Origin of the sequence: Haloferax sp. Atlit-109R, from assembly GCF_003665865.1 — an archaeon.
Taxonomy (GTDB): domain Archaea; phylum Halobacteriota; class Halobacteria; order Halobacteriales; family Haloferacaceae; genus Haloferax; species Haloferax volcanii.
This window is the reverse complement of the sequence record NZ_QPLO01000001.1, coordinates 1051255-1076113: the sequence shown is the minus strand read 5'-3', so window position 1 is coordinate 1076113 and position 24859 is coordinate 1051255. Positions and strand designations below refer to the sequence as shown.

Sequence of the window (24859 nt, the reverse complement as noted above, 5' to 3'; positions counted from 1 at the left end):
GGACGAAGACGGTCAGAACAGCGGTTCGATGCGGTCGTCGCCGGTCGAGATGAGGTCGTCGAGCGACGCCGCGCTCGACTCGCGCTTGGCGAGCATATCGCGTTGGGTCTCGATGGCGACCGCCTGTAACTCCTTGACCCGCGGCACGTCGTAGACGCCCGACAGGAGCACGACCGCGGCGACGAAGTTCGAGTCGATGGGGTAGTCGCCGCCGCGAATCTCCATCGTCCCGGTCTCGTCTTCGAGCCACGTCCGCGCGCGCTCGATGCCGCGGCGCGACAGCACGTCCGACGGGCCGGCGACGACGACGAGGCCGCGTTCCGCGCCGGAAATCTCGCAGGGCAGCGTGAGCCGCCCGAGCGCGGCGCGGCGCACGAGGCTGGTGATTCGGTTCGTCGAATCGCCGCCGTCGTCGGCCTCGGCCTTCCCGCCGGAGAGCCGAGACAGGAGGCCGCGCTTCGGGCGGTCGAGTTCGACGGCGGCGTAGCCGATAGTCGAGACGCCGCCGCTCCCGAGCGTGTTGATTATCTCGGAGGCGTCCACGACGGACTCCGCCACCGCGCCGGAGCCGTCGCCCTCGCCGGCGCTGAACAGCACGCCGAGCCGGCGGGCGAGTTCGGCGTTGAGACTGCCGTAGCCGGCTTCGAGCGACTCGCCGGTCTTCCGCCAAGCGTCGTTGTCGAACACGATGAGGTTGTCGACCTCGCGGACGAACGTCTGGAAGGAGCGCGCGGCGTTGAGCGTGTAGATGCCGCCTTCGTCCCGCGCGGGGAGGATGCCGAGCCCGTAGACGGGTTCGGTGTAGATGTGCTTCAGTTCCCGCGCGATGACGGGCGCGCCGCCCGAGCCGGTGCCGCCGCCGAGGCCGGCGACGACGAGAAAGGCGTCTATCTCGTGGACCGGGAGGTCGTCAATCATCGAGAGCACCTCGCCGACGTCCTCCGCGATGACTTCCGCGCCGAGTTCGTTGTCCGCGCCGACGCCGTGGCCCTTCACGCGCGTCAGGCCGACGAGCACCTGCCGCGACTCGGGGACGGTTCGGAGTCCCCGAAGGTCCGCGCGGGCCGAGTTGACCGCGATTGCGTCGACGACGAACCCCGTCTTCGTCCGTCGCTCGTAGTCGACGAGGGCGTCGACGACTTTGCCGCCTGCCTGTCCGATACCGATGAGTGCGAGTTTCATGTCCGTCTTCCTCTCAGAAATCCGACCGACTAGACGCGCGCTCAGATATTGAATATGCTGTGCGTAGGGCCGCGCAACGACAGTTTAACTGGAAAATAAGTCCGACACTCTGTCGTCGCTGACAGCGTCGGCGTCGGTCGATTCGGCGTCGGTCGCGCCGGACTCGTCGGCGGTCGCTCCCGTCTCGCCGCCGGCAGCGTCGGCCGCGCCGTCGTCGCGCGCTGCGAACGCGTCGCAGGCGAGTTCACCGACGGCCGACAGGAGGTCGCCCGGTTCGACGACGCGGCCGCGCTCCCGCAGGCGCTCGTAGACCGCGAAGCCGTCGTCGCCGGCGTAGTTCCGCTCCGAGAACGGTCGCTGTTCGACGAGGACGAGCCGGTCGGCCTCGGCCGCCGCGTCGAGGTTGGCGAGGTTCCCGTCTCCGACCTCCACGTCGGCGACGACGGTCACGTCGGCGGCGTCGACTCGGGATTCGACCGCGGCCCGCGCCGCGTCGTCGACCGGCGAGTACGGCGGCACGGTCACGAGGTCCGCGCCGACCCGGCGGGCCGCCTCGGCGTCGGTGTCGCCCTCGTTGAGCGCGCCGGCGGACAGCGCGTAGCCGGCCGCCGACAGCAGGTGGAGCGCTCGCGCGCCGGTGCCGCCCCCGCCGACGACGTGGACCTGGCCGTTGGCGTCGTCCGACGACGGCGGGAGGGCGGTCACGTACACCGAACCGGTGACGGGATGCCGCGAGACGACCGCCTCGGCGTCGAACGCCTCGCGTAAGTTCCCCTCGGTGAGCACCGTCTCGGGGTCGCCCGCCGAGAGGACGCGCCCGCCCGACAGGAGCACGAGCGCGTCGCAGTAGTGGGCCGCGAGGTTGAGGTCGTGGATGGCCGCGACCGCGGTCGTCCCGTCGGCGACGAGGTCGGAGACGAGTTCGAGCGTGCGCACTTGGTGGTTGATGTCGAGGCTGGCGGTCGGTTCGTCGAGGAGCAGGACGGGCGTCTCCTGTGCAAGCGCGCGAGCGATGAGGACGCGCTGGCGCTCGCCGCCGCTGACTTCCGTGACGGGCCGGTCGGCGAGCGACTCGACGGCGGTCCGGCGCATGGCTGACTCGACGGCCTCGTCGTCGCGCTCGCGCCAGCCCTCGAAGCGCCCGCGGTGGGGCGTGCGGCCCATCCTGACGACCTCGCGGACGGGGAAGTCGAAGGTGACGCTCGTGGTCTGCGGGACCGTCGCCACGAGCCTGCTCGTCGCCTTCGACGACAGGGCGTGGACATCCTCCCCGACGACGCGGACCGCGCCCTCGTCGGGCGCGAGCGCGCCGTTGAGCGTCCGAAGCAACGTCGTCTTCCCCGCGCCGTTGGGGCCGATGAGTCCGACGAAGGTTCCGTCGCCGACGTCGACCGAGACGGAGTCGAGAATCCGGGTGTTTCCGAGCGAGAGCGAGACGCCGTCGAGCCGAATCGCCGGGTCGGCGTCGCTGAAGGGGCCGGACCCGGAGTCGGAGTTAGAGTCGGAATCGCTCACGGCGAGCGCACCTCCCGCGTGCGGAGCAGGTAGAGGAAGAAGGGCGCGCCCACGGCGGCGGTGACGACGCCGACCGGAATCTCCGCGCCGCCGGAGCGGGCGACGGTGTCGGTGGCGACGAGGAACGACGCGCCGGCCAGCGCCGACGCCGGGAGCAACACCCGGTGGTCGGGACCGACGAGGAGCCGAAGCATGTGGGGGACGACGAGGCCGACGAAGCCGATGACGCCGGAGACCGAGACGGCCGCGGCGGTGACGACGCTCGCGGTGGCGAGAAGCAGCTGTTTCGTCCGCTCGACTTCGATGCCGAGGGCGTGGGCGTCCTCCTCGCCGAGCAGCAGGACGTTCAGGTCGCGGGCGTGGACGACGAGGAGGAGAAACGGGAGCGGCAGGACGAGGGAGAGCATCCCGACCTCGCTCCACGTCGCGCCCGCGAGGTGGCCCATGAGCCAGAAGACGACCTGCCGGAGGCTTTCGCCGCTCTGGAGGAGGAGAAACGAGATAATCGCGCCGAGAAACGTCTGGATGGCGACGCCCGCGAGAAGCAGGGTCGCGACCGGGGTTCGGCCGTCCTCGCTGGCGAGCAGGTAGACGACGAACGCGGTGACGACGGCGCTGACGAAGGCCGCGCCCTCCAGCCCGAACGGAATCGAAAGCGACAGCACGATAGTCGCCACCGCGCCGACGGCGGCCCCGGAGGAGACGCCGACGATAGAGGGGTCGGCCATCGGATTGCGGAAAAAGCCCTGCATCACGGTTCCCGCCGCCGCGAGCGCGAAGCCGACGAGCGCCGCGAGAAGGATGCGAGGCAGGCGGACCGAGAGCACGATGATGCGGGCGGGTCTGGGGACGGCGAACTCGAACGGCGAGACGAACTCCAGCGTCGGCGTCGGAACCGACCCGACGACGGGGAGGGCCGTCGCGCCGCCGAGCGAGACGCCGACGGGGACGGACATCGCGTCCGCGAGGATGGCGGCGACGGTCCGCGGCGGGATGGTCACGGCCCCGATACCGGCGCTCACGACGACGACGAAAAACAGGAGCCCGGCGAGGCCGAGCGACCACGTGGTCGCCCGCGTTCGAACGCTCATTGGGCACAACCGCGCTTTCAGTAGGTAAATATTTATTGAACAGCCGCTGAGGCCACTACCGTGAACCGACAACTCGTCGTCGCCCTACTCGCGTTCGCGACCGTTCTCGCCGGGGTTCCGGCACCGGCCGCGGCCGCGGTAGGTCAGGCGGCACCGCAGCAGACCGCGGCCTGTACGTTCCCGGTGACCGTCACCGACGCGACGGGGACCGAGGTCACGATCACCGACGACCCGGAGCGGGTCGTCACGACCAACCCGAGCGCCGCCCAGACCATGTGGGAACTCGGCGCGCGCGACGAGGTCGTCGGCGTCTCGCAGTACGCCATGTACCTCGACGGCGCGGCCGACAAGGGGAACGTCTCCGGCTCCGGCGGCCTCAACGTCGAGGCGGTCATCGGCCTCGAACCCGACCTCGTGCTCGTGCCGAACTCCTCGTACAACGCCGAGCCCGACCGCATCGAACAGCTTCGGTCGGCGGACATCCCGGTCGTCGTCTTCGAGTCCGGCGAGTCGCTCGCCGCCGTCGCCGACAAGACCGAGCGCGTCGGCCGCATGACGGGCAACTGCGAGGCCGGCGTCGAGCGCGCCGCGGAGATGCGCGACTCGATGGCTAACATGGAGCAGGCCCTCGACGGCGCGGAGCGCCCGGTCGGCCTCAACTCCTTTTTCGGCTACTCCTCCGGGTCGGGCACGTTCATCTCCGACATCATGACGACCGCGGGGCTGCGAAACGGCGCGGCGGAGGCGAACCTTACCGGCTTCGCCCAGATTAACGAGGAGCTCGTCGTCGAGATGAACCCCGAGTACATCGTCGTCCCCGACCACGCGCCCGTGCCGAGCAGTCCGGCGTACAACAGCACGACGGCGATGCAGGAGGGCAACGTCATCGTCATCGAGGCGCACAAGCTCCAACAGCCCGCCCCGCGAGCCATCGAGGCGAGCGAGGCGATTCTCGAAGCGGTCCACCCCGACGCCTACGAGCGCTACCAGCAGCTCGAAACCGAGTCGGCGACGGCGTCGACCGAAAGCGCGACCGAGACGACCACGGCCGCGGACGCGACTGCAACTGACGCGACTGAAACCGAATCGGCCGAATCGACCGAAGCGACGACGACGACCGAGTCGTCGGACTCGACCACCGAGAGCGACGCGCCCGGGTTCGGCGTCGTCGCCGGCCTCGCCGCCATCGGCGCGGCGGTCCTGCTCGCGCGCCGCCGATAACCATACAGACACCCACGCCGGCTCCGTTTCTCCGCCGCACGCCTCGGCTCCGTGAGACCACAACCGTATTACCGTCGGGTGGCGGACACACGGGTATGGTCGAGAACGTCATCTACCCCGCCTACCTCGACGCCTCTCTCTCGCGCAGCGAGGGTCGGCGGGTCGCCCAGTCCGCGGCGGTCGAAGCGCCGACCGTCGACGAGATTGCGAAGGCCGTCCAGCAGGTCGGCTACGACGCCGTCATCGAACGGGACAAGCGATACTCCCGCGAGTTCGAAACCCGCGGGCGCGTCCTCGTGAACAACGCCGACGACGCCACGAAAAACGACATCGTGCAGGCGGTCGCCGCCTACGTCGGAATCCTCCGCGACTGATGCGGCGAATCGGCACGGTCTCCCGGACGGCGCAGGGCCTCGCCATCGTCCGCCTCGACGACGACGACACGCCGGACATCGGTACGATGGTCCTCGACGAGTCGCTGTCGACGGTGGGTCGCATCGTCGACGTGTTCGGCCCGGTCGACCGCCCCTACGTCGCGGTCACGGCCGACAGCGGCTCGCCCGCCCGCCTCGTCGGCAGCAAACTGTACGCTCGCTGACGACGCCAGAGCGCAACCCCCATACTCCTCGGGTGGGAACGCCCCTCTATGTCACGCCGCGCCTATCGAGGGGTCGCCCTCGCCGCCCTCATCTTCCTCGTCGTGCAGGTGGGTGCGCTCGCCCTCGTGCCGACGTTCTTCGAACAGGGGTACCAGACGGTCGAAGACCCCTCCGACCCGACGAACAGCCTCCTCTACATCGGCGCGATTATCGCCATGACCGCGTTCATGCTCGCGGCGTTCAAGTACGACCTCGACCAGCTCATCCGCCTCGTCATCGTCTTCACGAGCGGCCTGCTCGCGTGGTACGTCTTCGCCGCGCTCGTTCCCAGCGCGCTCGTCGCCGTCGGCCTCTCGGCGGCCGTCGCGCTCGCGCTGCTCGTCTACCCCGAGTGGTACGTCATCGACGCCGCTGGGGTACTCATGGGTGCGGGCGCGGCCGCCCTGTTCGGCATCAGCTTCGGCCTGTTGCCCGCCATCGTGCTCCTCTCGGTCCTCGCTATCTACGACGCCATCAGCGTCTACAAGACGAAACACATGCTCGACCTCGCGGAGGGCGTGATGGACCTCCGCATCCCGGTCGTGCTCGTCATCCCGACGACGCTGTCGTACTCGATTCTCGGCGACGAGTTCGCCAGCGACGCCAACGAGGTCAGCGACAGTGGGAACGAGACCGACGGGGGCGAACCGGCGGCCGCGGCGGCCGACGCGGAGGCTGACACCGCCGCCGACGACTCCGACCCCGGCGACCGCGACGCCTTCTTCATCGGTCTCGGCGACGCGGTCATGCCGACCGTGATGGTCGCCTCGGGCGCGTTCTTCTCCGAAGCCCCGTCGCTCGGTTTCGGCGCGCTCCCGGCGCTCAACCTCCCGGCGCTCCTCGCCATGGTCGGGACGTTCGCCGGGTTCAGCGGGCTGATGTGGGCCGTGATGAAGGGCCGGGCGCACGCCGGCCTGCCGCTTCTCAACGGCGGCGCAATCGGCGGCTACCTCGTCGGCTCGGTCGTCGCCGGGGTCCCGCTCGTCTCCGCGCTCGGACTCGCGCCGTACCTCTGAAAACCGACTCCGTCGAAGTTCTCTGCCGGTGATTGTTTGTTGCGGCTGTGCTGGATAGAGCGCGAGTCGGTCATGGGAACTTGCCGGGTTTCGGCCGTTCGAATCAGTAGACAGAGAGCTATTCTTCAATCGTGAGTGTATACCTCCACTCAAACTCTTCCCATGTCGTCTCCGCTCTAACTTTCGGCGCAAATGATTCGGTAAAGCGGTGTTTACCTGCGGGAAGACAGCTCATATCTTCGGGCCGATTGCTCACCCACTTGTCCATCGTGGCCTCCAATATCTCCTGCTCCGGATAATGCAGTACAGTATAATCGGTCTGAATGCACTCCCCCGCATCGAGTGACTGCCATCTAAGCACGTCAGGAAGAACGAAGTGAACAAGATTCGCCTGCCAGCAACCATCGACCGGGCGGTCCGGAATAATCTGTTCGTCTGTTCCGAAGGCGAGTTTCTGTACCTGACGGTCACTCGGAATGAGAACGAGCCATCCGTGGCCTTCACTCCAAATACTGGAGTACGGCTGGATTGAGCCGAAGCCAACTGTTTGCTCTTCAGAGGAAAGATTCTCAAACGAACCCCGAATCTGAGCAGGTGCATCGGATGAGAAATCGCGTAGCTTCTCCATACTGAGCTGGAAGGGTTTCTTGATGGGTTGGGGGCCTTCTGTAACCGTGATACGAGGGTAGCGCCCAGAAGCCATAGAGAATCACGACTCCCCAATCAGGTAACATTATTGAACCGATGTGGGCGAAATCAGTACGCTAAGACGGTAGTTGATACGGACCCCAATTGAACGAGAGGTTTAGAACGTTGTCTGTGGGTAGAGCCTCTTTGTCGTGCTGAACTCACCCTCTACGTCTCGCACGCCATCTCTCTCACCTCTCTAGAATCCCAACAGCGACGTATCGCCCGAGTTCCCCGACTTCACCTCACTCTTCGTCCGCGCCCTCGCGGACGCGAACCGCCATCCCCGCGTCGAAATCGAGCATCGCGTCCGCGGAGAGTTCCGCGCGACCGACGCCCAGCAGGTCGCCGTCGGGGCCGACGACGCACACCTCGTCGCCCGAGCGAACCGCCGGGTCGGCGTCGGTGACGAACTTGGCGAAGGCGTTCTTGCCGTCGCGGACGAACGGAACCGACTCGTCGCCGACGCGGACGACGTAGGCGTCGCCGTCGAGACTGTCGTAGAGGCGGCGACCGCCGGCGACGCCGAGGGTGAACCGGCCGTCGGTGCCGTAGGAAGTGACGCGGTCGCCCTCGACGTACACCTGTCGCGGGCGGCCGCTCCGCGAGCGGGAGAGTTCGATGTCCGCGTCGGCCGGGAACAGCGCGTCGCCCGCACCGGCCCCGAACTGGTAGTCGGCAACGACCCGGAGGTCGTCCAAATCGGTCGCGTGGCCTTCGGTCATACCCCGCCGTTCGCCCCGCCGGCTAAAGTGGGTCGCGGTCCCGGCCGACCGCGTGCGCCAAGCTACCACGCCCGTTCGAGACGAAAAGTCCTAAGTACGGGACTGACCGCCCTCAGAGTATGTCTGTGGACGTTCGACTCGCCGCCGTGGGAACCGTGCTGCTGCTCGCGAGCAGCGTGCTTCTCACGCAGACGGCGCTCGACTGGCGGCTCCCGACGGTGCTCGCCGCCATCGCGGCGCTCGGCGCGGTTGCGACCGTCGCTCGGCTGGCGACGCCGACGGCCTGATATCCCACTCGCGGGCCGGCCGCGCCCCGACCACGCCGGCGTCTCGACCCTCCCGTTTTACGTATTGTCGCATCGACAGGTCGAACTATGGCTGCGATTAGCTCCCTCCAGACCGCCCTCCGAGGCATCCGGTCGAACCCGGTGTTGTTCCTCGGCAGTCTCGCCTTGGGTCTCATCACGCTCCCGCAACTCGCCACGCAGTTGGCGCAGATACCGTTCGTTCCGACCATCCTCATGGCAGTGACGTTCTTCGTCACGCCGTTCGTCGCCGCCGGTCTCTACGGCATGGCCGACGAGGCGGTCGGCCGCGGGGGCAGTGGCTCGACCTCGCTGTCGACGCTCACGGCCGTCGGCCGCGAGAAGTACGTCTCGGTGCTCCTGGCGAACTTCGTCCAACTCGGCATCGTCCTCGCCTTCGGCATCGTGTTCGTCATCATCGTGGTCGCCGTGGCCGTCTCGCTCGGTCTCGGCGGTCTCGCAGCCAGCGGTGGCAACGTCTCCAATCTCGCCCTCGGCGGCGGCTTCCTGGTCGGCATCGCCGTCCTGGGCCTCCTCGGACTGGTGTATCTCGTCGTCAGCTTCCTCATTCAGTTCTACCCGGTCGCGGTCGTCGTCGGCGACAAGGGCCCCGTCGAGTCGTTCGGCGAGAGCTATCGGCTCGTCCGGCACAACGTCGTCCCCGCGCTCGGCTACTCCGTCATCCGGTTCGTGGTCGGTCTCGTCGTCAGCATCCCCGCCACGGGCGTCATCCTCTTTGTGTCGTTCCAGAGCGTCCAGCAGGTCCAGGACGCGGCGAACCCGGCGGTGGCGCAGGCCGGGGTCGGCTTCGCGCCGATGGAAATCGCCGCTATCGCCGTCCTCTCGATAGCGACGCAGACGATTCTCGCGGCGTTCCAGTACACCTACGCGGTCGCCTTCTTCGAGGCTCACGACGCGGGGACCGACGGACCGACCGGGACGGCCGGCCCCGACATCGACGGCGACGCGGCGATTCCGCAGTTCGAGTAGTCGGCGGAATTACAGCAGGAACGTCTCTTTTCGCTCCGACAGGTCGATGAACGTGTCCGCCGCCGCGACGAGTTCCTCGGCGGTGGACTCCTTGAACGCCATCACCTCGACGCGGACGCCCTCGTGGCGGAGGTGCGTACAGAGTCGTTCGAAGTCGCCGTCGCCCGAACAGAGGACGACCGTGTCCACGTGGTCGGCGAGGCTGACCGCGTCGAGCGCGATGCCGAGGTCCCAGTCGGCCTTCTTCGAGCCGTCACCGAACGTCTTGATATCCTTGATTTTCGTCTCGAAACCGATGTCGACGAGTGCATCGAAAAAGCTCACCTCGTCGGGCGAATCCGCCCGGATGACGTAGGCGATGGCGCGGGTGAGCGCGCGGCCCGCCGTCCCCTTCTGGAGGAGCGACGAGTAGTCGATGTTCCGCGAGTAGAGGCTCTGTGCCGTGTGGTAGAGGTTCTGCGCGTCTGCGAGGATGGCGACGCGTTGGTCGGGGTGAATCTCAGTCATTCGTACGACGCTTGGGCGGCGCGGGCTAATAACCGTCCGGGGAGACGGGGGCGCGGCGGACGGGCGTCCACCGTCGCGGTCGGAAACCGGACGGAGAGCGCCGCGATTCGTGCCTCAGCCCGCCCGTCGGGTCCGGCAGGTCCTGCAGACGACGCAAGTTATATTACGTTTCCAGCACCTGCATCCGGTGTGAACGACGCGACGCGGCCCTCGCAGGTCACCACACCTTCGACAGCGCCGCGTGCCGCTTTCTTTTCGAAAAAACGTGCGTACTGAATCGCTCGTTGCGGGAGTAGCGACCCCGTCTCGGGCGGCCTTCGGCTGACGCACGTTCCGGTCACACGACCGTATCAACGCTTCCGCGACCATCACCACATCCACCAACGACACATGACATCATTCGACTTCCGCGGCGTCTATCCCGCGATGACCACGCCGTTCCACGAGGACGGCAGTATCGACTTCGAACAGTTCCAGGCCGACGTGCGACGCCTCGAAGAAGCCGGCGTCGACGGCGTCGTGCCCGTCGGCTCGACCGGCGAGTCCGCGACGCTCACTCACGACGAACACGTCGAGGTCGTCGAAGCCGCCGTCGAGGCCGTCGAGGAGGTGCCCGTCATCGCCGGCTCCGGGTCGAACTCGACCCGCGAGGCGCTGGAACTCTCCCGGCGCTCCGCCGACGCCGGGGCCGACGCGCTGCTCCTCATCTCGCCGTACTACAACAAGCCCGAGCAGGCCGGACTCGTCGACCACTACCGGACCATCGCCGACGAAATCGACCTGCCGCAAATCGTCTACAACGTCCCCGGCCGCACCGGGAGCAACATCCTGCCCGAGACGGCCGCGACGCTCGCAGAGCACCCGAACATCACCGGCTACAAGGCCGCAAGCGGCGACCTCGGCCAGATTTCGGAGGTCGTCGAGCGGACCCGCGACGAGCAGTTCGCGGTGCTGTCGGGCGACGACGCGCTCACGCTCCCGACGCTCTCTGTCGGCGGCGTCGGGGCCATCTCGGTCACGGCGAACGTCGAACCCGCGCGCGTCGGCGCGATGGTCCACTCGGCGCTACAAGGCGACTACGAGCGCGCCCGCGACATCCACCACGACCTCGCCCCGCTGAACCGTCACCTGTTCTCCGAGACGAACCCCATCCCGGTCAAGGAAGCCATGGAGATTCGGGGTTACGGCCCGGCGCGTCTGCGCCCGCCGCTCACCCGACTCACGGAGGACAACACCGAGGAACTGCGTCGCCTGCTGTCTGACCTCGAAGCGGAGCAGGCGATTCCGGACGGGGGGAGCGACGAGTGACGGTCTCCGTCGGCGTCACCGGCGCGACCGGCCGCATGGGCGGGGAAGTCCTCGCCGCGGCCGCCGACCGCGACGACCTCTCCGTCGCCTTCGCGGTCAGTCGCTCGCCCGGCGAGTCAGTCGAAGGGGTCGCCGTCGAAGACGCGGCCGACTTCGCGGACCTGCTCGCCTCGCACGACCCCGACGTCGTCGTGGACTTCACCGGCCCGGCGTCCTGCATCGAGTACGCGTCAGCCTGCGCGGCGGCGGGCGTCGCCTTCGTCACCGGCACGACCGGACTGAGCGAGGGCGGCTTCGACGCGCTCCGCGAGGCCGCGTCCGAGGCCCCGGTGCTGTACGCCTCGAACTTCTCGCGCGGCATCGCGGCGCTCCGGCGGGCCGTCCGCGAGGCGGTTCCGGCCCTCGACGGCTACGACATCGAACTCACCGAGACGCACCACAACGCCAAGCGCGACGCCCCGAGCGGGACGGCGCTGACCCTCTTGGACGACATCGACGAAGCACGTTCGTCGGTCCGTCAGACGCGGTCTGACGACATCGACGGCGTGCGCGGCGAGTCCGAGCGCGTCCACGGCCGCGAGGGCGACGCGCCCCGGTCCGAAGGCGAAGTCGGCGTCCACGCTCGCCGGGCGGGGGATATTGCCGGTGAGCACGAAGTATTACTGGCTGGAAATCACGAGTCTCTTTCACTCACGCACCGCGCGGGGTCGCGGGGGGTCTTCGCCGCTGGCGCACTCGACGCCGCGGCGTGGCTCGCCGACCGCGACGCCGGGTGGTACGACTTCACCGAGGTACTCGAATGAATCTGGAATCCGACGTACGAGACCTGTGGCAGCGATACGACGACGGCGACGTCGACGCCGAATCAGCTACCGTCGACGAACTCGACACGCTGGACGCGTTCCTCGACGCCCTCGAGGCGGGCGAGGTGCGCGCCGCCGAGAAGACCGGCTCCGACGTGACCTCGTGGGAGGCAAACGAGTGGGTCAAGCGGGGCATCCTGCTCAACTTCGGCCTGCGCGAGACGCTCGCCCGCGAGTACGGCGACGTCCGCTACCACGACGTGCTCCCCCTGCGCGACACCGAGGACCTCGGCGACCGCGGCACGCGCAACACCCCGGACGGGACCGCCATCCGCCGCGGCGCGTACCTCGGCTCCGACTGCATCATGATGAGCCCCTCGTTCGTGAACGTCGGCGCGCACGTCGGCGACGGCACGCTCGTGGACTCCTGCGACACCGTCGGCTCCTGCGCGCAAATCGGCGCGAACGTCAAGCTCGGCGCGAACACGCTCATCGGCGGCGTGCTCGAACCCGTCGAGGACGCCCCGGTCGTCGTCGAAGACGGCGCGGCGCTCGGCGCGGGCTGTCGAGTCACCTCCGGCTTCGTCGTCGGCGAGAACTCCATCGTCGGCGAGAACACGCTTCTGACGCCCCGTATACCCGTCTACGACCTCGTCGACGAGGAGATTTACTACGGCCACCTGCCCGCGAACCGCCGCGCCTTCACGCGCTTCGTGGAGTCGTCGCTCGGTGACCACGACCTCTTTGCCGGCGGCGCGTACAAGCCCGCGGTCGTCGCCCTCGACATCGAGGACGACACCCTCGACGCGACCCGTCGGGAGGAGGCGCTGCGCGAATGAGCGGCGGCGGGCCGGCCGTCCGGCGGCTCTCGGACTGGGACCGCGAGCACCTGCTGTCGCTCGCCGACGAGTTCGGGTCGCCGCTGTACGTGACCGACCTCCGTCGCGTCCGCGAGAACTGTCTGCGACTCCGCGAGGCGTTCCCCGAAGCGCACGTCAGCTACGCCGTCAAGGCCCACGCCGGTCGGGCGGTGCTCGAAACCGTCCGCGAGGCCGGCGTCGACGCCGAGTGCGCCTCCGCGGGCGAGGTCGAACGCGCCCTCGACGCCGGCTTCCCCGGCGAGCGCGTCCGCTACACGGCGGTCAACCCGCCGGACGCCGACCTCGACCACGTCGTCTCGCGCTGGGAGTCGAACCCCGAGATGACCGTCACGGTCGGCGCGGCCGACACCATCGACCGCCTGCGCGAGCGCGGCTTCGACGGTCGGCTCTGCCTCCGGGCGAACCCCGGCGTCGGCGCGGGCCACCACGAGAAGGTCACGACCGGCGGCCACGCGAAGTTCGGCATCCCCATCGACCGCGTCCCCGACATCGCCGCCGACGTGCGCGAGGAGTTCGACCTCGTCGGCGTCCACGCCCACGCGGGAAGCGGTATCTCCGGCGACGACCTCTCGGCGCACCGCGAGTTGGTCCGCCGGATGGGCGACCTCGCCCGCGAGGTCGGCGGCCTCGAATTCGTGGACGTGGGCGGCGGCTTCGGCGTCCCCTATCGCGAGGACGAACCGCCGCTCGACCTCGCCGCCGTCGCCGACGCGACCCGCGAGGCGCTCGGCGAGGTGGACGCACAACTCGCAGTCGAACCCGGCCGCTACGTCGTCGCCGACGCGGGCGTGCTCCTCTCGCGGGTCAACACCGTGAAGGAGGTCCCCGAGACGACCGTCGTCGGCATCGACGCCGGCATGACGACGCTGCTCCGACCGGCGATGTACGACGCGTACCACGCGATTTCGAACCTCTCTCGGCCCGACGCCGACCCGGTTTCGACCATCGTCGCGGGCCCCGTCTGCGAGACGAGCGACGTGTTCGCGGACGGTCGCGACCTCCCCGACCCCGAGCGCGGCGACTGTCTCGCGCTCGGCAACGCGGGGGCGTACGGCTACGAGATGGCGAGCACCTACAACTCTCGTCCGCGCCCCCCGGAAGTCGTCCTCGACGCCGACGGCCCCCGACTGGCCCGCCGGCGCGAGACCCTCGACGACGTCACCGCACTCGAACGAACCGCATCCGAGCACATCCCCAACTGACCAAGCACCCACACAGAACCATGAGCGTACTCAACACCGTTCCCTTCGAAAAGTTCCACGGCACTGGAAACGACTTCTTCGTCGTCGACGCAGACGACCCGGTCCCGGACCGCCCCGCCTTCGCGCGCACCCACTGCGACCGCGAGGCCGGAATCACCCTGAGCGAGAGCGAGCGACGCGGCGCTGACGGCGTCCTGTTTCTCGCGCTCGAATCGCGCTACGACCCGCCGCGGGTCGTCATGACGCTCGTCCAGCCCGACGGCTCCGTCGCCGCCATGTGCGGCAACGGCGCTCGCGTCGCGGCCGCGTGGGCCGCCGAGCGGACCGGCACGAACGAAGTCATGATAGACACGCCCGCCGGCACCCGCCGCGCGAGCCTCGACGGCATCGACGTGACCGTCGAGATGGGCGCGCCCTCGTTTGCGCCCCGCGACGTGCCGCTCGCGGCCGACGACGAACTCGTCGACACCGAGGTCGAAGGCCTGACGGTCACGGCCGTCAACACGGGCGTCCCCCACGCGGTCGCCTTCGTCGACGACGTGGACGACGTGGACCTCGAATCGGTCGCGCCGCCGGTCCGCCACGCGTCGGTGTTCCCGGAGGGCGCGAACGTCACGCTCGCCTCTCCCGACGGCGAGGGCGGCTTCCGCCAGCGCACCTTCGAGCGCGGCGTCGAGGGCGAGACGCAGTCCTGCGGCACCGGCGCGGTCGCGGTCGTCGCGGCCGCGAAGCGCCTCGGGCGCGTCTCCGGCGACGACCCCGTGACCGTCACCCCGCCGGGCGGCGCGCTCTCCGTGACCGTCCCCGACGAGGGCGCGGCGCTCCTCGGCGGCCCGGCCGTCTACGAGGGCGACGGCGAAGCCGACATCGTCTTCCGCGAGCGATGAGCGGCGACGCCGACGGGTTCGACCCCGTGGCGTTCCTCGAACGGGCCGTCCCCGTCGCGTCGAACGACGACGTGGCCGCGATGCGCGACCTGCTGGTCGAGACGCTCGAAGCCGAGGGCGTCGACCCGACCGTGGACGACGCCGGCAACACCGTCGCCTCGAAGGGAGCGGCGGAGCCGACGACGCACCTCGTCCTCAACACGCACATCGACACCGTCTCGCCGCACGTCCCGTACGAACGCGACGAGGGCGTCATCCGCGGCCGCGGCTCCTGCGACGCCAAAGGACCGCTCGCGGCCCTGCTGGCGGCGTTTTTCGCCGTCGACCCCGGTCCCGACAGCCGAGTCACGCTGGCCGTCACGCCCGACGAGGAACTCCTCTCGACGGGCGCGGCCGCCCTCGACCTCGACGGCGATATGTACATCGTCGGTGAGCCGACCGGCCTCGACGTGTGTACGGCCGCGAAAGGCCGGTTCGAGGGGACGGTGTCGCTGTCGGGCGTCGCCGCGCACGCCGCGGAACCCCAATCGGGCGTCAACGCCGTGGACGCGCTCGCCCCGGTGCTCGACGCCCTCCGGTCGTTCGACGACGACAGCGAGGTCCACCCCGAACTCGGGCCGGCGACGCTGACGCCCACGATGGTCGACGGCGGCGCGAACTCGAATCAGGTGCCGGCCGACTGCCGACTCGTGGTCGACCGCCGGAGCGTCCCCCCGGAGACGGCCGACGGCTTCCGCGAGGAACTCCGGTCGACGCTCCGGGCCGCGGTGTCGGACGGCGTGTCCGACGACGTGAGCATCGACTTCGCGCTCACGGAGCGCCCGACGCCGTTCCTCGAAGCGTTCGCGACCGACCCCGACCACGAACTCGTGACGACGCTCGCCGCGGCCTCCCGAGACGCCGGCGGCCGGGCGGACGTTCGGCCCTTCACCGCCGCGACCGAGGCCTCCTACTTCTCTCCCGCGCCCGTCGTCGTCTTCGGTCCCGGCCACCTCGCCGACGACGAGGGCGCGGTCGCGCACGCCGACAGGGAGTACGTCCGGACCGACGACGTGCGGGTCGCGGCCGCCGCACTCCGCGCCGCGGTCGCCGCGCTCGCCGCCTAAGTGTCGATTAATCACAACGTACTTGTTATCCGAACGATACGTTTCGGACGATGCGCCCTCCACATCTCATCGTCACCCTCGCTGTCGTGGTCGCGCTGTCGCTGTCGGGCGTCGTCGCGGCCGACAGCGGCACCGCTATCGACCACGCGGGCGACGAACTCACGCTCGACGCGGTCGACGGCGAGCACGTCCACGGGACGACCCCGTTCGCGCCCGGGACGCTCATCGGCGTCCGCGTGAAATCCGTCGGTGATACCCATCCGTTTCTCGTCTCGAAGGCCGTCCGCGTCGGAGAAAACGGCAGCTTCGACGTAACGTTCGACCTCTCGGAGATGGCCCAACTCCGCGGCGGGCCGGTGCAGGTCTCGGTTCGCCGGGACCAACAGCCGATCTACGAGGAGAACGCCACGCTCGTGACGTACGATATGCCCGAGAACTCGACGCTCACGCCCGACATCCGCGACGCCGCGACGGCCGAAACGACGTCCGCGTCGACCGCGACGACGGCCGATTCGTCGTCCGGAATCGACGTCCCCGGCTTCGGCGCGGGCGTCGGCGTCGCCGCGCTCCTCGTCGCGTCGTTCGTCGCCGCCCGCGGCCTCTAAGCGCACGGTCCCGCGTTCGCCAGTTCACCCGCTCGCTCACCCGCGCCGACCGCCCCGCCGCGCCGACCACCCCACCGTCCTGCCGCCCCGTCGCTCCGGAACGCAACGCCCTTTTCCCACCCGCACCTGAGTCGGCGTATGTACGAGGCGGTCTACGCACACCCCGACGGCGAGAGCACGGTCAGTCGCGTCGCCGTCGCCGCCGGGCGGTACGACTACGACGGGGTCGTCGTCCGCGCGCTCGACGCCCGCCCCGACTACGACCGCCTCCGCGAGGCGATCGACGTGGACGTCGTCGACGCCGTCGAAATCGACGCGTCCAACCCGGAACGAGCCAGCGGCGCGGTCGGCAACTACCGCCCGCAGCGCGAACTGCTCATCGTCCGCGGGGGGACGAACGCGCTCAACCGATTCGCCGTCGAACAGCCGCGAGTGGACGTGCTCTCGCGCCCCATGGAGGGCGAAGGCAACTTCAACCACGTCCTCGCCAAGGCCGCCCGCGACAACGGCGTCCGCGTCGAGTTCGACTTCGGGCCGGTGCTCCGAAGCGACGGGGGAACCCGCGTGCAGGCCATCTCGGCGCTCCGGAAACTCCGCGAACTCGTCGAGTACTACGACGCCCCCTACGTCGTCTCCGCGACCCCGTCGTCGCATCTCCAACTGCGGAGCCCCCGCGAGTTGGCGGGACTGGGCGAGGTCGTCGGCTTCGACCGCGAGCAGGTGCTCGACGGCCTCCGCGAGTGGGGTCACCTCGCGGCGCGCAACCGCGAGCGCACGTCCGAGTCGTTCATAGCCCCCGGCGTCAAACGGGGACGGTATGAAGAAGACGATTGAGGAACACGCCGCCCGCTTTTCCCACATCGCCGCGGAGTACGACGACTCCCAAGACAGCGACGAGTACCGCGCGTGCGTCTCGCTCGTCGTCCACTACGCCGACCCCTCCCCCGAGGACGTGGTGCTCGACCTCGGTACCGGCACGGGCGCTATCGCCCTCGCGCTCGCCCCCGACGCGAAGCGTGTCGTCGGCCGCGACATCAGCGAGGGGATGCTCGAACAGGCCCGAACCAAGGCCGCCGAAGTCGGCATCGAGAACGTCGAGTTCGACGAGGGCCGGTTCCGAGACCCGAACGTGGGCGACGACGAGCAGATCGACATCGTGGTGACGAACTTCGCCATGCACCACCTCTCCGACGAGGAGAAACGCGAGGCCATCGGCGTCATCGCCGACCTCGAACCGCGGCGGTTCGTCCTCGGCGACGTGATGTTCTTCGGCACGCCCGACCCCGACGAGCCGTTCTACTCGCCCGAAGTGGACGACCCCGCGACCGTCGGCTTCCTCGCCGACGCGCTCACGGACGCCGGATTCGTCCTCACGGCCGTCGAGTCGGTCCACGAGCAGGTGGGCGTCCTCGTCGCCGAGCGAGCGCCGACCGCCGACGAGTGAACTGACCCGATGAAACACCTGCCCAAACACCTCCGGCCGCGACGACGATATCTCGCCGTCGAGGTCGAGACGTGGCCCGACGCCGACCTCGCCCGCGGGCCGTTCCAGCGCGAACTCTGGTACGCCGCACAGAACCTCTACGGCGACGCCGGGAGCGCCGACGCCGACCTGACCGTCCTCGGGTTCGACTACGCCGACGGCGTCGCCGAGACCGTCGTCCGCGCCCGGCGCGGCCACGTCGAAGACGCCCGGGCCGCACTCGCCTGCATCGACGCCGTCGGCGGCGACCCGGTCGGGGTGAGAGTGCGAGGCGTCTCGGGGACAGTGCGTGCCTGTTCGGAAAGGTATTTACACGGCCGGGCCGGAATTTCCGAGGAGAGAACCGTCGTGTTCGAGAACGACTCCCGAACCGCCGTCGTCCGCGACTCCCTCTTCGACGTTCGCGGTTCGGACGGGTTCACGGGCGCGACGCAACTCGATTTCGAGTGATATTCCATGCAGGGACAAGCGCAACAACAGGCGTACGACCGCGGGATTACGATCTTCTCGCCGGATGGTCGACTCTATCAGGTCGAATACGCTCGTGAGGCCGTCAAGCGCGGCACCGCGAGCATCGGCGTGCGAACGCCCGAGGGCGTCGTCCTCGCGGCGGACAAGCGCTCTCGCTCGCCGCTGATGGAACCGACGAGCGTCGAGAAGATTCACAAGGCGGACGACCACATCGGCATCGCGAGCGCCGGCCACGTCGCCGACGCCCGCCAGCTCATCGACTTCGCCCGCCGCCAGTCGCAGGTCAACCGCCTCCGCTACGGCGAACCCATCGGCATCGAGACGCTGACCAAGGAAGTCACCGACCACATCCAGCAGTACACGCAGGTCGGCGGCGCGCGCCCCTTCGGCGTCGCGCTCCTCATCGGCGGCGTCGAAAACGGCACGCCCCGCCTCTACGAGACCGACCCCTCGGGGACCCCCTACGAGTGGAAGGCCGTCTCCATCGGGGCCGACCGCGGCGACCACCAGGAGCACCTCGAAGAGAACTTCCGCGACGACCTGACCCTCGACGAGGGTATCGAACTCGCGCTGGAGGCCATCGCCTCGACCAGCGACGAGGGCACCGCGCCCGACGGCGTCGACGTGGCGACCGTCTCCGCCGAGTCCGAGCGCTTCGTCGAGCTATCCAACGACGAAATCGAGGACTACCTCGAAGCCAACGACCTGTTGGCGACCGAGGACGACGACGAACAGTCCGACGAGTAAGCCGCGTCCCGCGGTTCTCGTTTCTCGTTCCCGGTTCCGGTTCCCGCGCGGTCTTCTTCGACTCCCGCCCGGTGAGCGACCGCGCCGGCGTCTCGGACGCGACGGGGAGCGGTGGCGTCGCTCACGGCCGGAACACGAGGCGGGAACAGAACACGAAAACCGAAACAGAACCGGAAACGCGGTCGTCTAGCGGGCCACGGAGAGCGACCCCGGGCGGCTCAGTACTCCTCGTAGGCGAGGTTCATGAGCCACTGCGAGAAGGCGTTGCTGTTGGCGTTAATCTCCTCTTCGCCGATGAGCGGCGAGAGCATGTCGCCGGCCATCAGCATCGAGAAGTCGAGGTCGCGCGCGGCGGGTTCGAGATAGTAGGTGGTGTGGCCGTTGTAGACGGTCTCGGTCCGCTTGATGAGACCGAGCGACTCCAGCACCTCGGCGATGCGGCTCCCCTTCCGGGAGGAGATGTCGAGGTCTTTCCAGAAGTCGCTCTGGTGGATGCCGCCCGACTCGCGGATGAGTTCCAGTCCCGCGCGCTCGTCGGAAGAAAGGTCTTGCTCGGCTTCGCTCGCGCTCATACCATCTACACGTCGTGCGAGCGGTTTAATCCTGACGTTCGACCGGTTCGAAGGCGGTCTGACACGGCGGGCCGTCGGCGAATTCGTACGCGAACTCCGCCTCGCCGAGCGCGATGACCGACGACGAGCGCGTGCCGAACCGACCCTCCGGGTCGTGGACGCAGACGCCGAAGTCGTGGTCGCCCAGCGCCGCCTTCGCCCGCTCGCACCACGCTTCCACCGACTCGCTCGGCTCGGGCTGAAGGGCCTCCTCCAGCCGCCGGGCGTTGTCGGCCTGCCGCTTCCCCACCTCGGGGCGTCGCTCGGGGACGAACCACGACTCGGGCGTGCCGACGTTGACGACGACGCGGACGCCGGGGTCGACGTTCCGCACCGACAGGCCGCCGTCCCACTCGAAGAACAGCGCGGCGTTCTCGTCGGCGACGACGAGGTTGAAGCCGTCGTACGTGTGGTCCTCGACCGCGTGCTCGACGAACCGGGCCGCGTCCTCGGCGGTCTCGCGGCGGAGCGCGTCGCGGACGAGATGGCCCCGGGAGCGTTCGCCGCCGCCCTCGACCTCGACCCACCGATTGGTGATGCCGACGAAGACGCCGGCGTCGTTGTAGCCGACCCACGTTCCGCCGGCCTCGGCGTCCCGCGGGGCGACGATTGCGAGGCCGTCGCCGTTTTCCCACCGCCGGGGCGGTTCGGCGGGCCGACCGAGTTGCTCGTCGCGGTTGGCGGCGACGACGACCGGCGCGTCCTCGAACACCTGCCACGCGAGGATGAGTGTGCACACGAGGAAAGCGTAGGCACTCGGCGCAGAAAAACGTCGGTTTCGACCCGACGCGCCGGCGCTCGTCCCTCAGTCTTCGCGCTCGGCGTCGGCTTCGAACCGGCTCGGGTCCCGGGAGGCGAGCGCGACGTTCACGGCCGCGACGTTCTCCGGCACGTCGTGGACGCGGACGATGTCGGCCCCGCGGTCGGCGGCGATGGCCGTGCCCGCGACGGTCGCCGCGAGGTTGTCGCCGGGCTCCTCGCCGACGAGCGAGAACATCGACTTGTGGGAGTGGCCGACGAGAATCGGACAGCCGAGCGCGGCGAACTCGTCGGTGCGCCCGAGAAGTTCGAAGTTCTCGGCCTTCGACTTCCCGAAGCCGAGACCGGGGTCGACGATGAGGTTCCGCCGCGGGATGCCCGCCTTCTCGGCGAGCAACACCAGCTCGGTCAGTTCGTCGATGACGTCCTCGACCACGTCGTCGTAGTCGACTTCGCGAGACGGGTCGACCGGGGCGTCGATGCTGTGCATCACGATGACCGGCGCGCCCCGCTCGGCCGCGAGGAAGCGCATCTCGGGGTCTTCGAGGCCGGTCACGTCGTTGAGGATGTCCGCGCCGGCGTCGAGGGCGGCTGCGCCGACCGCGGCCTTGCGGGTGTCCACGGACACGAGCACGTCGAGGTCGGCAATGGCCTCGATGACGGGCGCGACGCGGCGAATCTCCTCGTCGACCGGGACCTCGTCCGCGCCGGGGCGGGTGCTCTCGCCGCCCACGTCGATGATGTCGACGCCGGCGTCGACCATCGCCCGCGCCTGCTCGACGGCGTCGTCGATGTCGTAGAACTCCCCGCCGTCGTGGAAGCTGTTCGGCGTCACGTTCAGGATGCCCATGACGGCCGTGCCGTCGTCCCACGGGTAGTCGTCGTGGCCGGCGTCGCTCGCGTCGCCCGCGCCGCGCTCGTCGTCTTCGCCGGCGTCAGCCGCCTCGATGTCGAGCGTCTCGCGAATCTCGGCTGCGACCTCCGCGAGCGCGTACGGTCGGTCTTCGAGGGCCGCCGTCAGGCGCTCGAACTGGTCGAGCGTCCCGGTCAGGACCACGTCGACGAGTTCGCCGCCGAACTCGTGGCCCGAGACGGCGCAGTCGCCGCCGACGGACAGCAGTTCCTCGCGGAGCACCCGCGCCTGCCGGCGCTGGACGCGCGTGTGGACCGTTCTGTTGACCGCCCGCTTCGCGCGTTCGCTCCGTTCGGCGGCGTCAGCGACGTTCGCGCGGTCGAGGGTCCGTCGGGCGTCGTCGAGTGTGCGGTGAGTCTTCGGGACGACCGCCCGCGTCCACGTGGTCCGCGCCTCGGCGACGACGTACAGCGAGCCGACGACGAGCACGCAGTCGTCGGGGTCGGCGCGGGCGCGCGCCCGGTCGAGCGCCGCGGCGACCGCGCCGCCGGTCTCGACTGCGGGGCCGTCGAGTCGCTCGAAGACGGACGACAGTATCTCGGGGTCCTCGCCCCGCGAGATGTCCGCCTTGCAGGTGACGACGGACGCCACCTCCGGGAGCGCCCCGACCATCTCGCGGTGGTCCTTGTCGTGCATCGCGCCGTAGACGAGGTGGAGGTCGTCGTAGTCGAACTCGTCGAGGACGGTGGCGACCTGCGCGCAGGCGTCGGGGTTGTGCGCGCCGTCGAGGACGACCGTCGGCTCCGTGCCCATGACCTCGAACCGACCCGGCCAGTGGGCGTTTCGGAGGCCGCGGTGAATCGCCTCCGCGTCGATATCCGGGCGAACCTGCCGGGCGAGCGAGACGGCGATGCCGGCGTTTCGCGCCTGATACGCGCCCAAAAGCGGGATGCGAACGTCGAGCGTCTCGGCGTCGGTCTCGACGGAGACGGCGGCCTCCTGGTGGTTGACGCGGCCGCCGTAGGAGACGCGAACGTCCGCGTCCGAGTCGGCGTCGGCGTCCCCGACGGTCAACACGTCGCCGGCCTCCTCGCGGATGACCGACAGCGCCTCGCCGGTCGTCCCGGTCACGAGCGGCGCGTCGGCGGGCGCGACGGCGGCTTTCGTCTTCGCGATTTCCGCGACCGTGTCGCCGAGGACCGCGGTGTGTTCGAGCGAGACGTTGGTGACGGCGCTTGCGACCGGGTCGACGGCGCTCGTCGCGTCGAGTTCGCCGCCCATCCCGACTTCGAGCACCGCCACGTCGACGCCCGCGCGGTCGAAGTACCACAGCGCGAGCGCGGTCACGGTCTCGAAGAAGGTCAGCGGCTCGCCGTCGGCGGCCCGCTCGACGAGGTACGGCTTGGCTTCGGCCACGAACGCCGACAGCGCGGACTTCGGAATCTTCCGGCCGTCGACGCGGACGCGCTCCCGCACGTCGTCGAAGTGCGGCGAGGTGTAGAGGCCGACGTGCGCGCCCGACTCGCGCAGCATCGCGTCGACCATCCGGGCGGTGCTTCCCTTTCCGTTCGACCCCGCGACCTGCACGAACGACACGCCTTCGTGGGGGTCGCCGAGGTGAGAGAGCAACCGCCGAATCGACTCGGTCCCCGGCTTGACCTGAAACCGCCGGAGGTCGAAAAGGAAGTTCACCGCCTCGTGGTACTCCATACGCGTGAGAAACCGGACGGTGGGCTTAGGCCTAACGCTCCACGTCACTCCTGCGACACGACGCCGGCCGGGGTCGCCCACGAGGGCCGCCGCCGACGCACCGACAACCGCTCGATAGCGCCGCGCTCAGTCGATGTGGACGACGAGCACCGGGCGCTTCGCGTTCTCGATGACGCGCTCGGTGACGCTGCCGAGCGACGTGAGCTTGTCGCGACCGGTCCGCCCGTGGGTCCCCATCACGACCACGTCGGCGCCGTGTTCGTCGGCGTAGTCGAGGATGACTCGATGGGGCACGCCGTCTCGAATCGCCGTCGTCGTCGACGCCTTCCCCTCGCACTTCTCGGCGCACCGCTCGACCGCATCGACCGCGTCGTCGCGGAGCGACTGGATGACGGCGTCCTGCTGGTCGCCGCCCGCGGCGAGGTACACCCGCTGGTCGACGACCGACAGCATGTGGACCGTCGACTCGTCCCCCGCGAGTTCGAGCGCGTGCTCGATTGCCTGCATCGTCCCTTCGCTCCCGTCGGTCGGCACGAGGATGTGTTCGTACATACCTCTGTGTTCGCCTCGCCGACACTTGAAGGGACACCGTCGGTGTTAGGTCGTGGGAACGGTCTCCAAGAAGCGCTCCGTATCCTCGTGGAAGCAGTCTCCCACCACGACGGCGTCGGCACCGGCGTCGAGTATCTCATCGGTCTGTGCCCTGCTCCCGATGCCGCCGCCGTAGAGTAACGCCGTCTCGTCGAGAAATGGAGCCGCGGCCGACACGTCTTCCGGGCCGCCGTAGCGTCCGGAGTACTCGATGTAGAATATCGGGAAGCCGTAGAACGACTCCGTCGCCAGCGCGGCACCTGCAACCTGTTCGGGGGTGTAGTGTTCCTCGACGTTCGTCAGTCCGGCGACCTTCGAGTCGGGGTTCTGGACGACGTAGCCCTCACCGACAACACCGTCGGCGAGTTCGGCGACGAGTTCGCGACCCTTCGAGGCGAGCACGCTCCCGACGAACGGAAGCCCCGACCCAGTCACGTCCTCTGATTTCCGCGCGAGTTCGGTGAAGAAACCGACGTGTTTCTCGACGAAATTCGTCTTGTCGCCGTTGTAGACCGCCGGGACGAAGACGGCGTCGGCAACTTCGACGGTTCGCTTCGAAACGTGGGCCGAGCGGTACGGTTCCTGGACTAACGGAAGGTCGGGAAACTCGGCGCGGAGTCGCTCGAACACCGCAAGCGAGTTCTCCTCCGTGACGCCGTCGGAACCGCCGACGATAACGGCGTCCGTGTGGCGGAGGACATCGATGGACTCGGGGAGCCGTTTTGCCGGGTCGACTTTCGTGACGTGCTCGAATTCACTCCAATCAAATGACATCACATCCAACGTCAGGAAAGTCGGTTATCAATCTCTCGGTGGATTACCGTGTCAGAAGTTATGCGAGGATCGCGTTGCTCAGTCGTGTCTAAAATCGCGTGAGACGAACGAAGTGAGTCTCACTGACTTCCGTCACTAATCGTGACGGAAACACCGGTGCACTCGCGTTGCTCGCGCACCGAGCTTTAGAC

The 24859-nt window shown here is 69.0% G+C and carries 28 protein-coding genes; 17 read left to right on the top strand and 11 right to left on the bottom strand.

Annotated features, from left to right (window positions below):
• Positions 1-12 precede the first annotated feature (12 nt).
• The 3 genes from cetZ3 to btuC all read right to left on the bottom strand — a co-directional run bounded on the left by cetZ3 (position 13) and on the right by btuC (position 3788).
• Positions 13-1182 carry a tubulin-like protein CetZ3 gene (gene cetZ3, locus DVK03_RS05630; RefSeq protein WP_004063908.1) on the bottom strand — a complete coding sequence of 390 codons (1170 nt, stop codon included), beginning with the start codon at positions 1180-1182 and terminating at the stop codon, positions 13-15.
• Between the two features lie 84 nt (positions 1183-1266).
• On the bottom strand, positions 1267-2697 hold the full coding sequence (locus DVK03_RS05625) for a heme ABC transporter ATP-binding protein (RefSeq protein WP_115802426.1): 1431 nt from the start codon (positions 2695-2697) through the stop codon (positions 1267-1269).
• Positions 2694-3788, bottom strand: a complete 1095-nt coding sequence (btuC, locus tag DVK03_RS05620) for a vitamin B12 ABC transporter permease BtuC (RefSeq protein ID WP_115802425.1) — start codon at positions 3786-3788, stop codon at positions 2694-2696. Before btuC ends, DVK03_RS05625 begins: the two co-directional genes overlap by 4 nt.
• A 60-nt stretch (positions 3789-3848) precedes the next feature.
• On the opposite strand from btuC, the gene DVK03_RS05615 reads away from it, so the two are divergent.
• The 4 genes from DVK03_RS05615 (at position 3849) to DVK03_RS05600 (ending at position 6663) form a co-directional block, all read left to right on the top strand.
• Complete coding sequence (locus DVK03_RS05615; protein WP_115802424.1) at positions 3849-5009, top strand: PGF-CTERM-anchored ABC transporter substrate-binding protein; 1161 nt, start codon at positions 3849-3851, stop codon at positions 5007-5009.
• A gap of 95 nt (positions 5010-5104) precedes the next feature.
• On the top strand, positions 5105-5383 hold the full coding sequence (gene srp19 / locus DVK03_RS05610; RefSeq protein WP_004043828.1) for a signal recognition particle subunit SRP19: 279 nt from the start codon (positions 5105-5107) through the stop codon (positions 5381-5383).
• Positions 5383-5607, top strand: coding sequence for an H/ACA ribonucleoprotein complex subunit GAR1 (locus DVK03_RS05605; RefSeq protein ID WP_004043829.1), 225 nt, complete (start codon positions 5383-5385; stop codon positions 5605-5607). Before srp19 ends, DVK03_RS05605 begins: the two co-directional genes overlap by 1 nt.
• A 48-nt stretch (positions 5608-5655) precedes the next feature.
• Positions 5656-6663 (top strand): presenilin family intramembrane aspartyl protease PSH, encoded by a 1008-nt coding sequence (locus DVK03_RS05600; protein ID WP_115802423.1) that lies wholly within the window; start codon positions 5656-5658, stop codon positions 6661-6663.
• A gap of 118 nt (positions 6664-6781) precedes the next feature.
• Here the strand turns inward: DVK03_RS05600 and DVK03_RS05595 are convergent, their stop codons facing one another.
• Positions 6782-7366: a hypothetical protein gene (locus DVK03_RS05595; RefSeq protein WP_115802422.1), complete on the bottom strand. Its 585-nt coding sequence runs from the start codon at positions 7364-7366 to the stop codon at positions 6782-6784.
• Between the two features lie 229 nt (positions 7367-7595).
• The gene (locus tag DVK03_RS05590; RefSeq protein ID WP_004063920.1) at positions 7596-8075 is read right to left on the bottom strand and encodes a PUA domain-containing protein; all 480 of its coding nucleotides are present in this window, start codon (positions 8073-8075) and stop codon (positions 7596-7598) included.
• Positions 8076-8194: 119 nt separating this feature from the next.
• Here DVK03_RS05590 and DVK03_RS19780 point away from each other — a divergent pair, with 119 nt between their 5' ends.
• Complete coding sequence (locus tag DVK03_RS19780; protein WP_013035237.1) at positions 8195-8362, top strand: hypothetical protein; 168 nt, start codon at positions 8195-8197, stop codon at positions 8360-8362.
• An 87-nt stretch (positions 8363-8449) separates the two neighbouring features.
• A complete protein-coding gene (locus DVK03_RS05585) occupies positions 8450-9370 on the top strand; it encodes a hypothetical protein (protein WP_115802421.1) in 921 nt (306 codons plus the stop codon).
• A 9-nt stretch (positions 9371-9379) separates the two neighbouring features.
• On the opposite strand, the gene DVK03_RS05580 is transcribed toward DVK03_RS05585, so the two are convergent.
• Positions 9380-9877: an NYN domain-containing protein gene (locus DVK03_RS05580; RefSeq protein WP_004043836.1), complete on the bottom strand. Its 498-nt coding sequence runs from the start codon at positions 9875-9877 to the stop codon at positions 9380-9382.
• 390 nt (positions 9878-10267) lie between these two features.
• Between DVK03_RS05580 and dapA the strand changes: the two genes are divergently transcribed.
• The 11 genes from dapA (at position 10268) to psmA (ending at position 19370) form a co-directional block, all read left to right on the top strand.
• The gene (gene dapA / locus DVK03_RS05575) at positions 10268-11185 is read left to right on the top strand and encodes a 4-hydroxy-tetrahydrodipicolinate synthase (RefSeq protein WP_115802420.1); all 918 of its coding nucleotides are present in this window, start codon (positions 10268-10270) and stop codon (positions 11183-11185) included.
• Positions 11182-11988 (top strand): 4-hydroxy-tetrahydrodipicolinate reductase, encoded by an 807-nt coding sequence (dapB, locus tag DVK03_RS05570; RefSeq protein WP_115802419.1) that lies wholly within the window; start codon positions 11182-11184, stop codon positions 11986-11988. The genes dapA and dapB overlap by 4 nt, the downstream gene beginning before the upstream one ends.
• Complete coding sequence (locus DVK03_RS05565) at positions 11985-12827, top strand: 2,3,4,5-tetrahydropyridine-2,6-dicarboxylate N-succinyltransferase (protein WP_004063933.1); 843 nt, start codon at positions 11985-11987, stop codon at positions 12825-12827. The genes dapB and DVK03_RS05565 overlap by 4 nt, the downstream gene beginning before the upstream one ends.
• Positions 12824-14071: a diaminopimelate decarboxylase gene (gene lysA, locus DVK03_RS05560; RefSeq protein ID WP_006600470.1), complete on the top strand. Its 1248-nt coding sequence runs from the start codon at positions 12824-12826 to the stop codon at positions 14069-14071. Before DVK03_RS05565 ends, lysA begins: the two co-directional genes overlap by 4 nt.
• Positions 14072-14091: 20 nt before the next feature.
• Entirely contained in the window at positions 14092-14958 is an 867-nt protein-coding gene (dapF, locus tag DVK03_RS05555) for a diaminopimelate epimerase (RefSeq protein WP_115802418.1), read from the top strand.
• Positions 14955-16064 (top strand): M20 family metallopeptidase, encoded by a 1110-nt coding sequence (locus DVK03_RS05550; RefSeq protein ID WP_115802417.1) that lies wholly within the window; start codon positions 14955-14957, stop codon positions 16062-16064. Before dapF ends, DVK03_RS05550 begins: the two co-directional genes overlap by 4 nt.
• Before the next feature lie 50 nt (positions 16065-16114).
• On the top strand, positions 16115-16669 hold the full coding sequence (locus DVK03_RS05545) for a BGTF surface domain-containing protein (protein ID WP_115802416.1): 555 nt from the start codon (positions 16115-16117) through the stop codon (positions 16667-16669).
• A gap of 138 nt (positions 16670-16807) precedes the next feature.
• Complete coding sequence (locus tag DVK03_RS05540) at positions 16808-17503, top strand: RNase P subunit p30 family protein (RefSeq protein ID WP_115802415.1); 696 nt, start codon at positions 16808-16810, stop codon at positions 17501-17503.
• On the top strand, positions 17487-18113 hold the full coding sequence (locus DVK03_RS05535; RefSeq protein WP_004043845.1) for a class I SAM-dependent methyltransferase: 627 nt from the start codon (positions 17487-17489) through the stop codon (positions 18111-18113). The genes DVK03_RS05540 and DVK03_RS05535 overlap by 17 nt, the downstream gene beginning before the upstream one ends.
• 9 nt (positions 18114-18122) lie before the next feature.
• Positions 18123-18602, top strand: a complete 480-nt coding sequence (locus DVK03_RS05530; RefSeq protein WP_004063947.1) for an Rpp14/Pop5 family protein — start codon at positions 18123-18125, stop codon at positions 18600-18602.
• A 6-nt stretch (positions 18603-18608) separates the two neighbouring features.
• Positions 18609-19370, top strand: a complete 762-nt coding sequence (gene psmA / locus DVK03_RS05525) for an archaeal proteasome endopeptidase complex subunit alpha (RefSeq protein WP_008573654.1) — start codon at positions 18609-18611, stop codon at positions 19368-19370.
• A 218-nt stretch (positions 19371-19588) separates the two neighbouring features.
• Here psmA and DVK03_RS05520 read toward each other — a convergent pair whose 3' ends face one another.
• From DVK03_RS05520 to DVK03_RS05500, 5 genes are all read right to left on the bottom strand, one after another.
• Complete coding sequence (locus tag DVK03_RS05520; RefSeq protein WP_115802414.1) at positions 19589-19942, bottom strand: MarR family transcriptional regulator; 354 nt, start codon at positions 19940-19942, stop codon at positions 19589-19591.
• 25 nt (positions 19943-19967) lie between these two features.
• The gene (locus DVK03_RS05515; RefSeq protein ID WP_115802413.1) at positions 19968-20720 is read right to left on the bottom strand and encodes an NRDE family protein; all 753 of its coding nucleotides are present in this window, start codon (positions 20718-20720) and stop codon (positions 19968-19970) included.
• 66 nt (positions 20721-20786) lie between these two features.
• Positions 20787-23303, bottom strand: a complete 2517-nt coding sequence (gene folP, locus DVK03_RS05510; protein WP_115802412.1) for a dihydropteroate synthase — start codon at positions 23301-23303, stop codon at positions 20787-20789.
• Positions 23304-23429: 126 nt separating this feature from the next.
• Positions 23430-23855: a universal stress protein gene (locus DVK03_RS05505; RefSeq protein WP_115802411.1), complete on the bottom strand. Its 426-nt coding sequence runs from the start codon at positions 23853-23855 to the stop codon at positions 23430-23432.
• A gap of 45 nt (positions 23856-23900) precedes the next feature.
• Positions 23901-24668, bottom strand: coding sequence for a heptaprenylglyceryl phosphate synthase (locus tag DVK03_RS05500; protein WP_115802410.1), 768 nt, complete (start codon positions 24666-24668; stop codon positions 23901-23903).
• Positions 24669-24859: the final 191 nt, after the last annotated feature.

Coding starts and splice junctions, on each gene's coding strand:
- cetZ3 (WP_004063908.1), bottom strand. CDS start 1,182: ATGAAACTCGCACTCATCGGTATCGGACAGGCAGGCGGCAAAGTCGTC.
- btuC (WP_115802425.1), bottom strand. CDS start 3,788: ATGAGCGTTCGAACGCGGGCGACCACGTGGTCGCTCGGCCTCGCCGGG.
- srp19 (WP_004043828.1), top strand. CDS start 5,105: ATGGTCGAGAACGTCATCTACCCCGCCTACCTCGACGCCTCTCTCTCG.
- DVK03_RS05605 (WP_004043829.1), top strand. CDS start 5,383: ATGCGGCGAATCGGCACGGTCTCCCGGACGGCGCAGGGCCTCGCCATC.
- DVK03_RS05600 (WP_115802423.1), top strand. CDS start 5,656: ATGTCACGCCGCGCCTATCGAGGGGTCGCCCTCGCCGCCCTCATCTTC.
- DVK03_RS05595 (WP_115802422.1), bottom strand. CDS start 7,366: ATGGCTTCTGGGCGCTACCCTCGTATCACGGTTACAGAAGGCCCCCAA.
- DVK03_RS05590 (WP_004063920.1), bottom strand. CDS start 8,075: ATGACCGAAGGCCACGCGACCGATTTGGACGACCTCCGGGTCGTTGCC.
- DVK03_RS19780 (WP_013035237.1), top strand. CDS start 8,195: ATGTCTGTGGACGTTCGACTCGCCGCCGTGGGAACCGTGCTGCTGCTC.
- DVK03_RS05585 (WP_115802421.1), top strand. CDS start 8,450: ATGGCTGCGATTAGCTCCCTCCAGACCGCCCTCCGAGGCATCCGGTCG.
- DVK03_RS05580 (WP_004043836.1), bottom strand. CDS start 9,877: ATGACTGAGATTCACCCCGACCAACGCGTCGCCATCCTCGCAGACGCG.
- dapA (WP_115802420.1), top strand. CDS start 10,268: ATGACATCATTCGACTTCCGCGGCGTCTATCCCGCGATGACCACGCCG.
- DVK03_RS05565 (WP_004063933.1), top strand. CDS start 11,985: ATGAATCTGGAATCCGACGTACGAGACCTGTGGCAGCGATACGACGAC.
- lysA (WP_006600470.1), top strand. CDS start 12,824: ATGAGCGGCGGCGGGCCGGCCGTCCGGCGGCTCTCGGACTGGGACCGC.
- dapF (WP_115802418.1), top strand. CDS start 14,092: ATGAGCGTACTCAACACCGTTCCCTTCGAAAAGTTCCACGGCACTGGA.
- DVK03_RS05550 (WP_115802417.1), top strand. CDS start 14,955: ATGAGCGGCGACGCCGACGGGTTCGACCCCGTGGCGTTCCTCGAACGG.
- DVK03_RS05545 (WP_115802416.1), top strand. CDS start 16,115: ATGCGCCCTCCACATCTCATCGTCACCCTCGCTGTCGTGGTCGCGCTG.
- DVK03_RS05540 (WP_115802415.1), top strand. CDS start 16,808: ATGTACGAGGCGGTCTACGCACACCCCGACGGCGAGAGCACGGTCAGT.
- DVK03_RS05535 (WP_004043845.1), top strand. CDS start 17,487: ATGAAGAAGACGATTGAGGAACACGCCGCCCGCTTTTCCCACATCGCC.
- DVK03_RS05530 (WP_004063947.1), top strand. CDS start 18,123: ATGAAACACCTGCCCAAACACCTCCGGCCGCGACGACGATATCTCGCC.
- psmA (WP_008573654.1), top strand. CDS start 18,609: ATGCAGGGACAAGCGCAACAACAGGCGTACGACCGCGGGATTACGATC.
- DVK03_RS05520 (WP_115802414.1), bottom strand. CDS start 19,942: ATGAGCGCGAGCGAAGCCGAGCAAGACCTTTCTTCCGACGAGCGCGCG.
- folP (WP_115802412.1), bottom strand. CDS start 23,303: ATGGAGTACCACGAGGCGGTGAACTTCCTTTTCGACCTCCGGCGGTTT.
- DVK03_RS05505 (WP_115802411.1), bottom strand. CDS start 23,855: ATGTACGAACACATCCTCGTGCCGACCGACGGGAGCGAAGGGACGATG.
- DVK03_RS05500 (WP_115802410.1), bottom strand. CDS start 24,668: ATGTCATTTGATTGGAGTGAATTCGAGCACGTCACGAAAGTCGACCCG.